Source organism: Limnobacter sp., assembly GCF_036846585.1.
In the GTDB taxonomy this organism is placed as follows: domain Bacteria; phylum Pseudomonadota; class Gammaproteobacteria; order Burkholderiales; family Burkholderiaceae_B; genus Limnobacter.
Genome location: NZ_DAIUBR010000006.1, coordinates 22,932 through 36,296 on the forward strand (window position 1 = coordinate 22,932; position 13,365 = coordinate 36,296).

Annotated in this window: 13 protein-coding genes; 1 reads left to right on the forward strand and 12 read right to left on the reverse strand. The window is 54.5% G+C overall.

The genetic code is table 11. From position 1 onward, the window contains the following. The first annotated feature begins 168 nt into the window (after positions 1-168). Positions 169-2,658, forward strand: coding sequence for a hybrid sensor histidine kinase/response regulator (locus tag V7028_RS04420; protein WP_334118893.1), 2,490 nt, complete (start codon positions 169-171; stop codon positions 2,656-2,658). Here the strand turns inward: V7028_RS04420 and V7028_RS04425 are convergent. The 12 genes from V7028_RS04425 to V7028_RS04480 all read right to left on the reverse strand — a co-directional run bounded on the left by V7028_RS04425 (position 2,624) and on the right by V7028_RS04480 (position 13,358). Then, complete coding sequence (locus tag V7028_RS04425; RefSeq protein WP_334118894.1) at positions 2,624-3,439, reverse strand: sulfite exporter TauE/SafE family protein; 816 nt, start codon at positions 3,437-3,439, stop codon at positions 2,624-2,626. The genes V7028_RS04420 and V7028_RS04425 overlap by 35 nt on opposite strands. After that, positions 3,429-4,349 (reverse strand): acyltransferase domain-containing protein, encoded by a 921-nt coding sequence (locus V7028_RS04430; RefSeq protein ID WP_334118895.1) that lies wholly within the window; start codon positions 4,347-4,349, stop codon positions 3,429-3,431. The genes V7028_RS04425 and V7028_RS04430 overlap by 11 nt, the downstream gene beginning before the upstream one ends. After that, positions 4,346-5,212 (reverse strand): triphosphoribosyl-dephospho-CoA synthase, encoded by an 867-nt coding sequence (locus V7028_RS04435; protein WP_334118896.1) that lies wholly within the window; start codon positions 5,210-5,212, stop codon positions 4,346-4,348. The genes V7028_RS04430 and V7028_RS04435 overlap by 4 nt, the downstream gene beginning before the upstream one ends. Continuing rightward, positions 5,209-5,928, reverse strand: coding sequence for a malonate decarboxylase holo-[acyl-carrier-protein] synthase (gene mdcG, locus V7028_RS04440; protein ID WP_334118897.1), 720 nt, complete (start codon positions 5,926-5,928; stop codon positions 5,209-5,211). The genes V7028_RS04435 and mdcG overlap by 4 nt, the downstream gene beginning before the upstream one ends. Further along, a complete protein-coding gene (mdcE, locus tag V7028_RS04445; RefSeq protein ID WP_334118898.1) occupies positions 5,903-6,628 on the reverse strand; it encodes a biotin-independent malonate decarboxylase subunit gamma in 726 nt (241 codons plus the stop codon). Before mdcE ends, mdcG begins: the two co-directional genes overlap by 26 nt. Next, entirely contained in the window at positions 6,625-7,524 is a 900-nt protein-coding gene (locus V7028_RS04450; protein WP_334118899.1) for a biotin-independent malonate decarboxylase subunit beta, read from the reverse strand. The genes mdcE and V7028_RS04450 overlap by 4 nt, the downstream gene beginning before the upstream one ends. After that, the gene (gene mdcC, locus V7028_RS04455; protein WP_442918677.1) at positions 7,514-7,837 is read right to left on the reverse strand and encodes a malonate decarboxylase acyl carrier protein; all 324 of its coding nucleotides are present in this window, start codon (positions 7,835-7,837) and stop codon (positions 7,514-7,516) included. The genes V7028_RS04450 and mdcC overlap by 11 nt, the downstream gene beginning before the upstream one ends. A gap of 10 nt (positions 7,838-7,847) precedes the next feature. After that, entirely contained in the window at positions 7,848-9,503 is a 1,656-nt protein-coding gene (gene mdcA / locus V7028_RS04460; protein ID WP_442918678.1) for a malonate decarboxylase subunit alpha, read from the reverse strand. 13 nt (positions 9,504-9,516) lie between these two features. Beyond that, entirely contained in the window at positions 9,517-10,860 is a 1,344-nt protein-coding gene (locus V7028_RS04465) for a TRAP transporter large permease (RefSeq protein ID WP_334118900.1), read from the reverse strand. Between the two features lie 2 nt (positions 10,861-10,862). Next, positions 10,863-11,405, reverse strand: coding sequence for a TRAP transporter small permease subunit (locus V7028_RS04470; protein WP_334118901.1), 543 nt, complete (start codon positions 11,403-11,405; stop codon positions 10,863-10,865). A gap of 85 nt (positions 11,406-11,490) precedes the next feature. Continuing rightward, entirely contained in the window at positions 11,491-12,507 is a 1,017-nt protein-coding gene (gene dctP, locus V7028_RS04475; RefSeq protein WP_334118902.1) for a TRAP transporter substrate-binding protein DctP, read from the reverse strand. 98 nt (positions 12,508-12,605) lie between these two features. Continuing rightward, positions 12,606-13,358 (reverse strand): maleate cis-trans isomerase family protein, encoded by a 753-nt coding sequence (locus tag V7028_RS04480; protein ID WP_008247318.1) that lies wholly within the window; start codon positions 13,356-13,358, stop codon positions 12,606-12,608. Between the last annotated feature and the right edge of the window lie 7 nt (positions 13,359-13,365).

A 13,365-nucleotide genomic window follows, 5' to 3' on the forward strand; every position in this document is an offset into this window, starting at 1 on the left:
GAAATTCATTCAAAAACAACTCATCATTTGGGGGGTTTAGCAAAAATGGGGGTTGCGTGAATGTGCCAATACACCTCAATATGCTTGGTCGATGTACAAGAAGGAATACATTGGATTCGTTGTTGTCATGTCGTCATCAACCAATGAATCGTGCTTGTGAAGTAAAAAATGACAAATTCCCTTCGGTATTGGCAGCGTCGATACAAACTGATTGCCGTTTTGCTGGGTGTTACCCCGTATCTGGCCTATTGGTTTTTGGAATTTAGTGCCGGGCCTTCACTGTCTTCCGAAGTCTGGCGAAGCGTTGCGCTGGTGACCGCATTCTGGTCGCTCAATAATTTGCTGGTTCTGGTGTATTTCGAATACGGAAATAGAACCATCAAGGCAACAGTACTGCAACACGACAATGCCGAAAAAGCGCGCGAAATTGCGCAACGTGACCTGGAATCTTTGCTTAACGGCGTGCCCTACATGCTGGGTTACTGGGACAAATCACTGCACAACCGTTTTTCCAACAAAGCGTATGCCAACTGGTTTTCAGTTGAACCAAAAATACTGCTGGGCAAGCACATCAGCACGCTTCTTTCCCCCCAAAGGCTTAAAACTTCAATGTCCTTGATCAACAAGGCGTTGAACGGTGAACATTGCGAGTACCTGGTCAAATTAAGAAATAAATCGGAAGATCGCCCCACGCACATTCTTGTTCAGTACCTTCCCGACTTTGCCAATGGCGAAGTCAGCGGGTTTTATGCAATCGGGCAAGACATTTCTGAAAAATACCGGGCAGAACAAAACCTGATACTTAGAACAAAACTGCTGGAACTGGCCAGCGAGATTGCACATGTGGCGAGCATTGTCATTGAACCCACGACTGGCGAAGTTCAGCTAACGCCCGAAGCACAACGGCTTTTGCATTCGACCAATGAAAGCTTCGCCGATGCGGGCGCGTTTTGCCGACAGTTTGTGTGCACCACGCAGCAAGCCCTGGTTGAACACAATATTCACTTGGCAGTAAAACAGCAAAGCAGTTTGTCCATCGAATTTCAGACCAATGATGGTCAAATGCATTTCGGTTGCTCCGGGGAGTCAGTCATCATTCAAGACAAACCCAGTTATTTGATGTGCTTGATGGACATCACGGAATCGACGCACGCAAAAACCCGTTTGATTGAAGCCAAGGAAAGAGCCGATCAACTGACCGCCGCAAAAAGCCAGTTCGTGGCCACCATGAGCCACGAGATACGCAACCCACTGCACACGATTCTTGGCCTGTGTAATTTGCTCAATGACCAATGCGACACGGAAACCCAGCAAGACCTGACTGAAAAACTGAAGTATTGCACAGAAGACCTGGTGGACCTGTTGACGAATTCACTGGACTCCTTCCGGCTGGACCGCGGTGAACTTCATTTTGAGAACAGCGAATTTGATTTGTGGTCGCTGATTTACAACCTGTCGAACCACCTGTACGGCGGCGCGAAAAACCACGACCTTGAATTGCGCATCGAACTAAAGGGAAAAATCCACAGGCACTGGATTGGTGACGCGTTCCGGATCAAGCAAATGGTGGGCAATTTGATCAGCAATGCCTGCAAATTCACAGAGACAGGGCATATTCACCTGATCATTGAGCAGTTGTCTGCAAACCTGCTGCTGTTCACAGTGAACGACACAGGCCCCGGCATTCCGAAGGACAGTGTGAAAAACCTGTTTGATCAACTGGCACAGTCAACCCCTTCCACCGCGCGACTGTACGGCGGTTCGGGCCTGGGTTTGAATCTGGTGAAGTCGCTGGTTGAGCACATTGGCGGCACCATTCAAATTACAAGCAGTGAAGGAAGCGGTACTTCAGCCACACTCAATGTACCGTTAACGCCCAGCAAGAAAGAAGACACTGAAACACTGAAATTGCTCAATGCCCAAGCAATTCAACTGGCCGTTTCCCACCCCCAATGCGACAAACATGCGCGGGACATGCTTGAAGGCATGACCTGCAGAATTGTTGATCAAGGTGCTGCACTGCTGATTACCGACCGCACCGAGACCGCACATGCGCACCTGGACGCACACCCGGACCACCGGGCCTTGATATTGCCCGGTGCCAATGGGCATTTGCAAACAACAAACCACCCCGATTATTCACACCGTACCTTTCTGGCACAAGGCCCCCTGCAACCTGCAGTAATTGTGAAGTGGCTTCAATCACTTCAAGTCACCGCAGGGGGCAAAAACCTTTCCGCGCAAACACAACCCCCTACTGAGCTGGTGGTGCTTCTGGTTGAGGACGTCAAAATGACGCGCACGGTGATCAAGACCCTGTTGAACAGAAGGGGCATACAGTGCATTGAGGCGGAAAACGGCCAGAAGGCTGTGGAGATTATCCAGGCGCAAGGCGATACCATTGACTTTGTGCTGATGGACATCAATATGCCTGTGTTGAACGGCATTGATGCCACATTGCAGATTCGCAGTGACTACCGATACGGCAACCTGGTGGTTTATGCCTTGACAGGCGAAGATGAATCAACCACCACGCACAGCCGGGACTGGTCCGTGTTCGACAAGGTGCTTAGCAAGCCTTTGAAAATGCCCACCCTTGAAGCCTTGCTGGACACACACCGCGCTACAAAAGCCCCCGAACCATATTCACAGCAATAACAAACAGCACCACTGCAAACACTTTTTTCAACAGATCTGCGGGCAACACATGCGCAGCCCTGGCACCCAGGGGCGCGACCAGAACAGACGCCACCACGGTGAACAGCAAGGCGGGCAGGTACACAAAGCCCGCACTCCCCACGGGCAGACCGGGTGCTGTCCAGCCATTGAATACAAACCCGATGGTGCCGCCCACGGCAATTGGAAAACCCATGGCAGACGCAGTGCCAATTGCTTTCTTGATGGGTACATTGCACCAGGCCAGAAACGGCACGGTGAGTGCGCCGCCACCCACTGCCACCAGCGATGAAGCGGTGCCAATGAAAGTGGCCACGGAAAACTGGCCCCACTTGCCCGGCAGCAGCCTGCCCGGTTTGGGCTTGTATTCAGAAACCATCTGGAATGACACGCTGCCCATGAACAGCGCAAAGAAACCCACCAGAAAATTCGATGTCACATGCCGTGCCAGAAAGGTGCCAAACAAGGTGCCCAATAAAATGCCGGGAATGAAATTTTTCACCACATCCCAGCGCACCGCGCCGTGCTGATGGTGCGACCGTACACTGGATAACGACGTGAACAGGATGGTGGCCATGGACGTGCCCAGTGCCAGCCTGAACACCCACTGTTCTGGCAACGCAGCCAGCTCGAATGCCCACACCAGCGCGGGCACCAGCACACTGCCACCACCCACACCCAGCAAACCCGCCAGAAAGCCGGCAACAATGCCAATGGCGATGTAGGCCGACACGGCATCCACAGTGAAAATTTCAGCGAACAACAATGCCTCCCAACCAGTTCAAAGCCCCACCCAGGGTTTGAAATTCTGACAATGAACGTGCCTTCGCATTCGGGAAACGTTCGCGTACCATGCGGGTCAAGGTGTTGCCGGGGCCAATTTCAAAGTACGCCCTGGCACCCATTTCTGCACTCAAGTCCAGCGTTCTGGCCCATTGCAATGGCTCGGAAATTTGGCGTGACAGGCAATCAATCGCATGGCTTTGCGAGTCCACGGGGCTGCCGTCCAGTGCGCTGAGCACCGGGCAATCAAAGTGGTTCCAGCGGGTTTGCTCAAGCGCGCTGCGAAAGGCCACAGTGGCGTTTTTCAGCCAGGGCGTGTGCGAGGGCACGGACACGTTCAAATGCACCACATGTGCGCCAAGGTCATGCTCCATGTCCTTGCAAATCGATTTCATCACGGCAATGCTGCCGGCCAACACCGCATGTTGTTCGTCGTTCACGATGGCAATGTGCAAGCCGTGTTTCTGCGCAAGGGCATTCAGTGTGTCCAGCCGCACACCTTTCACTGCCATCATGCCGTGTGCCTGCGGTGATGCAGTGTTCATGCTGCGCGCGCGCGCTGTGGCCAATCGAAGCGCATCGCTGGCGTGCACACTGCCCGCCACCACATGGGCGGTCAATTCACCAATGCTGTAACCCGCACTCAAATCAATTCGAACACCCTGCGATTTCAAGGCCAGCGACACGGCTGCACCTGCGGCCACAATCAGGGGTTGCGCATACTCGTTCAAAAAACAACTTGAGGTGTCTTGCGAAATCGCCAAGGCGTCAAAAGGCATTTCGCTGATTAACGGTTGCAAATGAGTGGCAAGCAACGGTTCTGCGAGCAGGCGCGGCAACATGTCGGTGAATTGGCTGCCCTGCCCCGGGCACAGCACGCACAAGCTCACCGGTTGAACTCCACAGGCTGCGAAAGTGTTGTGTTCAAGGCAGCGAGCGACTGCACAAACCACGCGGCTGAAAGCAGGTCGGCGCTGCCGCCCGGGCTTAACCAGTGCGCCTCGAACTCAGTGCACATGGTTGCCGCGTGTTGCTGCCAGGCAGAGGCAAACACGCTGCCCTCGGCGAGAAAACGTTCAGCCCGGCGTTGTGCCCACTGCAAGCCTTGCAGGCCACCGCGGTGGGCCAGGTTGGTGTCGGGCAGTTTGGCCATGGTGCCTACCAAGGCGTGCAAGCTGGCTTGTTCCGCGCTGGCACCTTCAGACAATGCCCAGTGCAACTGGGGCACTGTTGTGGCAAACAGCACCGGGAAACCTTGCGCGGCCTGTTCACGCGCGCCGGGCAAGCCGAATGCACTTTTAACGTGTCTGCCATGTGTGGGCTGCACACCCGGCTGTACGCCCGCCAACAAAATATTCACGCCCCATTTTGCGGCGACCAGCCGCCCCAGGCGCATGGGCTCGAAGCAGCCGTACTCGCCATACTGCGCGCCCGCAGCACCCGCCAGCAGGCCCATCAGGAAGATGGCACCCTTGTGGGTGTTCACACCCTGTGTGGCGCTGAACATGGCTTTCTCTGCCGCCACACCCAAGCGTTGCAAGTCGCGAAATTCCTTGCCTTCAAAGCCCGCCTTAAAGCACCCACCAAAATAGCCTTGAAGCGCATCGATGCTGGCCTGAAACGTGGCGCAATCCATGTCGGCATGGCTACCATTCCGGCTGGGGCACACCAACCCCGGCTTGTTTTCCAGCATCACTTCCTGACGCAATGCGTCGCAGGCCAATGCATCGATTTGCAGCATGAAGGGCGTCATGCTGCGCTCCGTTCAGCAAGATGAAATGCCCCTTGATATTCATCAAGATTGACCAGGCGCACCTCTTGATTCGACTTGACCAGCAATTGAACACGTTTCTGGCTTAACTCCAGCCAATGCACGGCATCGCCTGCGGGGTTTAATACCTCGCCATCCACCTTGAATTCGGGATGCTTCAAACGCAACTGATTCAAGCAAACACACAGGGCTTTGGCTGCTGCCCAGCCTGCGGGTTTTAACAACACATCAAGATCCGAGTTTGCGGTGATGCAGGGCAAGCCGGTAAGCACCTCAATGGCAGTTGACCCGTACACATGCGCAGGCACACCCAATTCCTTCACGCTGATCGCCAATTCTGCGGCACCTGCCTGCCATGCTTGTGGCAGGCGGTGAATAATGTCGCCCAGCAAAGGGCCGGGCTGACGCCGTTCAATCTCGTCCGTGTTCACCAGAAAAGCCAGGCGACGCTTGCCCCACGCTGCGGGTTCAGCCAGGCCCACGCGCAAACAGCCCTGTGGCAGGTCGTTTTGCCGGGCCACAATCAAGGGGTAGTTGCCCAGCACCCAGCGGTGCAACAGCGACAAGGCACGCATGGGTTCCATGGCAGTTGGTCCGGCGTATTCTGCGTGCTTGACAGCATCCAGTTTTAACCACACCAGGTCGTGGCGATTGAAAGCGTTCATTTCCACGTCAAGCATGGCCCAGCACGCGTTCAATTACCACGCCTGCTGCTTTTCTACCGCCACGTTCTACGCCACGGGCAATGCGGGAATCAACCGCAATATCGGCACGCGACTTTGCTTGCAAGGCAGAAATTGAAGCCGCCAGTTGGGTGGCGCAATCGCCTTCCCACACTGCGTCGAGATGGCCCATGCGCAAGTAATTTTCCACCCCGGGCGAGAACACGGGCGACTGTTTAGCGAGTTCCTGCAGCTGTTCCAGCGGAATTTTGGTGATGCGTGCCATGGCAGGCAAATTCATCACCTTGATTTCTGCATCGGCCAGTGCATAGCAGGCATCGGCCATCATGCCGGTGCTGATGTAACCCCCGCTGACTGCTTCGCCGTACACCACACTGACAATCACATGGCCTCGCTGGCGTGCCAGCTCAACCGCCTTGGCCAGGTGCGCCATATAACCATTCAAGCCCATCAGTTCATCGCGGCGGCGAAGGCGCTGACCTTGCGTGTCGAGCAAGAACACAATCGGTTCACCCGCGCGTTCCTTGATGGTTTGAATCACCACGCGCGCCATGGTCAATGCCATGTCTGCACCTACTTCAGCTTTCTCGGAAGTACCAATCACTGTGACCTCTTGATTGCCGACGCTGGCACGGCCATAAAAATGATCTGCCTCAAGGTGTTCTGCTTTCCAGTTTTCACCAAACAGGGCGTTCAATACCTGGTCCCGGTTCATCTTGCCCCCTTGGCCACATTGCGTGCGCTGGCTGTCGTGCTGACAAATTCATCGGCTGGCATCAAGGCCAGTTCCTCTGCGCTGGGCAAGCCAAGCCGTTGCCAAATTTCCTTGGCGTCCCGGCAATCGCCGAACTGCGCAAGGCGCTGGGTCAGCATGGCGTGCTCGGCTTCCAGGCTTTCCAAATCAAAGTTCACTTTGCCGGTATCCAGGGCCTCCATGGCTGCTCTGCGGAATGCATCCACTTCATCGGCCACCAAGGCCTGAATGTCGCCCATCACGTAGCGGTGCTTGCCACCGCTGACCCGCCACACCAGTGCGCGGTCGCGTGAATCAAATTCTTCCACGCCGTACACGGTTTCAATCACCTCGGGGCCAGACATGGCCAAGCGCCCTTCTTCGGACATGATCAGCACATCGCAACAACGGGCAATCAAACCCGTGCCACCGAAACAACCGGCGGCCCCACCGATCAAACCGATGAATTGCACGCCCTGTGCACGGGCTGAACACACGGCCCGCATGATCTCAGACACAGCAATCAAGCCCGCATTGGCTTCATGCAAACGCACGCCACCACTTTCGAAAATCAACAACACTGCGCGTGGCTTTTCTTCAATGGCTTTGGCAATCAGGGCGGTAATTTTCGCGCCGTGCACTTCACCAATGGCGCCCCCCAGAAACTCACCTTCCTGCGCAGCCACCAGCACCGGCGCACCACCCAGGGTGGCGCGACCAATGACCACGCCATCGTCGAAAGCAACTGGTTGTTCCAGCAGTGCCATGTGCGGGCTACTAATGCGATCGGAAGGTTTCAAGATTTCCTGAAAGCTGCCTGCATCACAAATACCGTGTACGCGTTCACGCGCGCCGGCTTCCAGAAAACTATTGATCATGTTCGTTCTCCCACGCCTCAAGGGCTTGGTCAAGGCGCAGGCTGACCACGGCTGGCGTGGCACCCACGTCATGAATTTCTATTTTCAGGCCACCGGCATTTTTGCGCTCGGCAAAGTCGCACAGCACCGCTTGCCAAATCTGGCCAAAGCCACGGGCCGAGGTTTGAATGTCCACCGCGCAATGTGCGGGGTCATCGCCTTTTTCCAGCAACACTTCGCAGTTGCCACTGGCGGTAACACCCACCAGAATTGCATCGCGCTGCTGCTGTTGTGCCTTGCTGGGCAGCGTGTATCGCAGTTGTTCCATGCTCATGAGTTTGTCCTTACCAGTTGCGGAAACGGCTTGGCGGGTTGTACAAACCGCCGGAAGCACGCACCAGGTCTTTCACTGTTTTTGCCGCCAACAAATCGCGCGTGGCATCGCGCCGCGCAATACCCAAATCTTCGGCTCGACGAATCACGCCGCGTGCGCGAAGTTCTTCCACCTTTTTCCTGTCCCGTGCCATGCCCACTTCGGTGTAACCTGCCACACCGCGAATGGCCTGCTCACGTTCTTCTTCACCGCGACACAACAACAAATTCGCAATGCCTTCTTCGGTCACTATGTGCGTTACGTCATCACCAAAAATCATCACTGGCGGGTTGTTCAAACCCATGCTGTCGGCAAGGTCCCAGGCGTCCAGTCGCTCTACAAAGGCGGGGGCCATGTGTTCGCGGAATGTTTCCACCATTTGCACCACCAGCTTGCGGCCACGCGGCATGTGTTGGGGGTTGGCCTGTGCCTCGCGCCCTGCCTTCACCCACGCTTCGCTTTCATGGCGGCGGCCACGGGCGTCTGCGCCCATATTGGGTGCGCCCCCAAAGCCCGCAATGCGGCCCTTCGTGGCGGTACTGCTGTTGCCAAATGTGTCGATTTGCAGGGTAGAACCAATGAACAAGTCGCAGGCGTAATGGCCTGCGGCCTGGCAAAACGCGCGGTTCGAACGCATGCTGCCATCGTTGCCAGTGAAGAATACATCGGGCCTTGCGGCAATGTATTTTTCCATGCCCAGTTCACTGCCAAAGCTGTGCACACTTTGCACAAAACCGGCTTCAATCGCGGGTATCAATGCGGGGTGCGGGTTCAGTGCCCAGTTGGTGCAAATCTTACCTTTCAGGCCCAGTTGTTCGCCATACGTTGGGAGCAACAATTCAATGGCTGCGGTATCGAACCCAATGCCGTGGTTCAAACGCTTCACACCATATTCGGCGTAAATGCCCTTGATCACCATCATGGCCATCAACACTTGAATTTCTGAAATTTGAGCGGGGTCGCGCGTAAACAGCGGTTCGATGTAATTGGGGCGCGGGGCGTGAATGACGAAATCAACCCAGTCTGCTGGCACATCCACACGCGGCAGTGTTTCCCGAATTTCATTGACCTGCACAATCACAATGCCGTTTTTGAATGCGGCGGCTTCCACAATGGCAGGCGTGTCTTCGGTGTTTGGCCCCGTGTACAAATTGCCCTGTGCGTCGGCTGCCTCAGCGGCAATCAAGGCAACGTTGGGCGTTAAATCCACAAAGTAGCGGCCAAACAATTCCAGGTAAGTGTGAATGGCGTTGATCTTGATTTTCCCTGCTGCCACCAGGTTGGCCAAACGCGCACCTTGCGGGCCAGAAAACGAGAAATCAATTTCCTTGGCAATGCCTTTGTCAAACAAGGCTGTGTGTTCAGGCAAGGCCACCACCGATTGCAGCATGTGCAAATCATGCACCTGTTGCGGGTTTACTTTGGCCAAACATTGCGCCAGAAAATCAGCCTGTTTCTGGTTGTTGCCTTCCAGGCAAACACGGTCACCGGGCTGAATCACACTTTCAAGCAAGGCCACGGTTTGGTCTGCTTTCACCACCTTGCCTTGGGCAAAGCGGGAAGCGCTGGCCAACCGGGCCGCCTTGGATTGTTGCCCTTGGCGCCATGCGGTGTTGGTCATGCTCATTGTTTTTTCCTGATTAGTAGTCGTAGAACATGTCGGGCAGGAACATCACGATATCGGGGAACACTGTCAGCAACACAATGTAGGCCACGATAATCAGGATGAAAGGCACGATGCCCCGGAAAATTTCACCGAACTTGATGTCAGGTGCAATGCCGTTGATCACGAACAGGTTCAAGCCCACGGGTGGCGTAATCAAGCCCAGTTCCATGTTGATGGTCAATATGATGCCGAACCAGATTGGATCGAACCCTGCAGCCAGAATCGGCGGCAGAATCACAGGTGTAATCATCAAAATAATGGCCACTGGTGGCAAGAAGAAACCCAACACCAGCAACAGCATGTTGACCCAGAACAGCAAAGCCCACTTCGACATTTCCAAAGCCACCAGCCATTCCGCCATGCTTTGGCTGATCCGCAAGTAGCTCATCACATACGTGAACAGGAATGACATGGCAATGATCATCATGACCATGCAGCTTTCTTTGGCCGTGCCCGTGAAAATCGCTTTCAGGTCGGTCCACCGGTAGCACTGGTACAACGCAATGACCAAAATCAATGCAGCCACGGCGCCCACACCCGCCACTTCAGAAGGTGTACCGAAGCCGCCGTACATGGCACCCATGATCAAGCCAATCAGCAAGAGGAAGGGCAGCAGGCGCGGCAGCGACTCCATTTTTTCCTTCCAGGTGAAGTGCTCTTTCTGTGCAACCTTGGCAATTTCTGCGGGGCTGGCGGTTTTCATCCAGGCGTGGCGATCACGAATGAATTTGAAGACCACCCACACCGAGAACAGCACCGCCAGCAAGATGCCGGGAATAATGCCGGCAATGAACAACTTGCCGATGGATTGCTCTGCCATCACACCGTAAATAATCAAGGTGATGCTGGGCGGAATCAGAATGCCCAGCGTGCCGCCGGCAGCAATCAGGCCAGAAGCCAGTGCACCGCTGTAACCGCGTTTGCGCATTTCAGGAATGCCCATGCCGCCAATGGCTGCACAGGTTGCAGGGCTTGAACCACACAAGGCTGCGAAAATGGTGCAACCGGCCACGTTGGCCACGCCCAAGCTGCCCGGCATGCGGTACAGCCAGCGGTAGGCTGATTCATACAGATCCACCGCTGCCCGCGTTTTACCAATGGCCGCCCCCATCAAAATGAACAAGGGAATGGTCAGCAAGGTGAAGTTATCCAGTTCACCGAAAATAGTTTCTGCAATCAAGTGAATATTGGTTGCAGGCATGAAAAAATACATGATGATCACTGCCGAAGATCCCAGCGCAAACGCGATGGGCATCCCCGAGAACAGGAGCACCAAGGTGAGGGCCGTGTAGATCAGGCCAATTTCAACAACACCCATTTTTAGTCTCCCAGCACGCTGGCGTGTGAATGTGAAGGCAGATCTGGCACCTTGCCCATCAGGCCTTCAATAATCTGAACCACGAATTGTAAGGTCAGCAATAACATGCCAAGCGCCATGAAAAAGTAGGGAATCCACAAAGGCGGCCCCCAAGTCGAGCTGGTTGCCCAACCTTGATCCCAGGCTTCAAAACAGTACACAGCCGACAGGTACGCCACCAAGCCGCAGAACAGCAGTGACAAAACATCGCCCAGCAACAGGCGGAAACGGGAGGCGCGCTTGGACATTACTTCGTCCAGAATTTCGATACCCACATGGCCGCGCTCACGCTGCGTGTGGGCTGCAGCCAGGAAGGTGGCCGCGATCAACATGAAAATGCTGAGTTCGATTACCCAGTCATTTGAAATATTCAGAATGTATCGAGTGACCACTTCGTACACCAGTACGAGTGAACAAATCAGGATCAGTAGTGCAGACAGGTACGCCATGGCTTGGTTGATGCCGCGTACCGTGCCGCTGAACAGTCGCCACAAAGGGTTGTTCATAATATTCTCCGTGTGGAACTTGAACACCAAACCCCGTTCTTTTGAAAAAGGGCTTGGTGCGCTTTACAAGATTGGCTTCACAGCTTTATTTCACTGCGGTAGCCATATCAAGCCACTTCTGGCCGTCTTTCACTTCTTCAGCGAAATCAACCCACGCGGTTTTCTTGGCAATTTCACGCCACGCGTTAAATGTTGCGTCGTCCATTGCATAGGCCTTCTTGCCTGCTTTTTTCCACACTTCGGCTGCTGAGGCGTCGTCTTTCTTGGACTCTTCCATGCCAAACTTTTCCAGGCTGGCACCCACTTCCATCACTGCTTTTTGCTGTGCTGGGGTCAGGCGGTCAAATGTGGACTTGGCCATCAACAAAGGTTCGAACATGTACCAGAAAGAATTCTGGCTGGCGTCGGTCAAGTGATCGCCCACTTCTTCCAGACGGAAAGAAATGATGGACGTGCTGGATGTGACAGCAGCGTCCAACACGCCAGTTTGCATGGCGCTGTAAACTTCGTTGGATGGCACGTTGGTGATCGAACCACCGGCGCCTTTGAGCATCAAATCCATGTGCTTGGAAGCACCGCGAATTTTCACGCCCTTTACGTCAGCGGGTGAAAGCACTTTCTTTTTGGAAGCAATGCCGCCAGCCTGCCAAATCCAGCTGACCACTTTCACGCCCTTGCTTTCCAGCAGCTTTTCCAGTTCGTTGCCGATGGGCTGGCCTTTCCAGCGGTGGCCTTGTTCGTAGCTGGTGATCAAGCCTGGCATCAATGTAATGTTCACTTGGGGAATCTTGCCGCCTTCATACGCCAGCGGGTACAGGGTCATGTCCACTGAACCGTTTTGCAAAGCGCCAAATTGGGCAAATGTTTTCACCAGCGAGCTGCCGGGGAAAATTTCAAACTTCAATTCACCATTGGTTTTTGCCTCGACACCTTTGGCAAACTTGCGCACCAAGCGGTCGCGGAAATCGCCTTTGTCCTCAGTCCCGCCGGGGAACTGGTGCGACACCTTGATTGTTGTTGCCGCTGACGCGGTGCTTGCCATACCGAAGGTTAGTGCGGCGGCAGTCATACCTGCCACGAGTGGTTTGAACATAAATCGCATGAGTAAGTCTCCTCTTTGCTTCTAATAATTGAACGCCATTGAATCGACCAAGCGATTCTTTGACGCGCTCCACATCCGAACGAAATTTCTGGGTTCGTTCAATATTTCCCGGACAACAGCGAGCCGAAGCCCGGGGCATAGGTCTTAAGACCCAATTTCTTTAACATCATGTAAGTTGTTGCGACCGACGATGACAATACGGGCATACCCGCACGGTCCTCGATTTGTTGAATGGATGCCAGCGACGGCATTTGCACACAAGCCGAGGCCACAATGGCGTCTACATTGGCTGTGTTCAGTTTTTTGGTGTGCTCTACCGGGGCCAGCGGGTTGAGCAACCCCACCTCCAGATTGTTCGATACTTCCAGCGAAATACTGTCAAGTACCTCAATTCCCTCGTGTTCAATGTAATCAACCACCAGTTGGGTCAGCGGTTTCATGTAAGGCGTCAAAATTGCGACCTTCTTCGCGCCAATGGCTTTCAAGCCGTCCACCAACGCACCAGCACTGGTTACCACGGGCGCAGGGCCACCCGCTTCAACGGTGCGGCCATGCAGGCGTTCTTCTGATTTTTTGTGATAACCCAGTCCCATGCTCATGATGGCCACCAGGCACGCGTAGCCCAGCACATCCACACGGGCGTCGGCCAGTTCAAGCGCACAGCGGTCCGAATCGGCATCCATTTTTGCCAGCTCTTCTTTTGTAACGTGCTGCATGCGCATGCGGCTGGAATGGAAGGTGAAACGCTCGGCCTCGACGGCTTCGCGTGCGCGCAAAATGGCTGGAATTTCAGTTTCCATGGTGGTGTTGGAACTGGGCACAATCTGGCCAATTCGGTAAATCTTGCTCATTGAATGC

Coding starts and splice junctions, on each gene's coding strand:
- V7028_RS04480 (WP_008247318.1), bottom strand. CDS start 13,358: ATGAGCAAGATTTACCGAATTGGCCAGATTGTGCCCAGTTCCAACACC.
- V7028_RS04435 (WP_334118896.1), bottom strand. CDS start 5,212: ATGACGCCCTTCATGCTGCAAATCGATGCATTGGCCTGCGACGCATTG.
- mdcE (WP_334118898.1), bottom strand. CDS start 6,628: ATGAACCGGGACCAGGTATTGAACGCCCTGTTTGGTGAAAACTGGAAA.
- V7028_RS04450 (WP_334118899.1), bottom strand. CDS start 7,524: ATGATCAATAGTTTTCTGGAAGCCGGCGCGCGTGAACGCGTACACGGT.
- mdcA (WP_442918678.1), bottom strand. CDS start 9,503: ATGAGCATGACCAACACCGCATGGCGCCAAGGGCAACAATCCAAGGCG.
- V7028_RS04470 (WP_334118901.1), bottom strand. CDS start 11,405: ATGAACAACCCTTTGTGGCGACTGTTCAGCGGCACGGTACGCGGCATC.
- V7028_RS04465 (WP_334118900.1), bottom strand. CDS start 10,860: ATGGGTGTTGTTGAAATTGGCCTGATCTACACGGCCCTCACCTTGGTG.
- mdcC (WP_442918677.1), bottom strand. CDS start 7,837: ATGAGCATGGAACAACTGCGATACACGCTGCCCAGCAAGGCACAACAG.
- dctP (WP_334118902.1), bottom strand. CDS start 12,507: ATGCGATTTATGTTCAAACCACTCGTGGCAGGTATGACTGCCGCCGCA.
- V7028_RS04420 (WP_334118893.1), top strand. CDS start 169: ATGACAAATTCCCTTCGGTATTGGCAGCGTCGATACAAACTGATTGCC.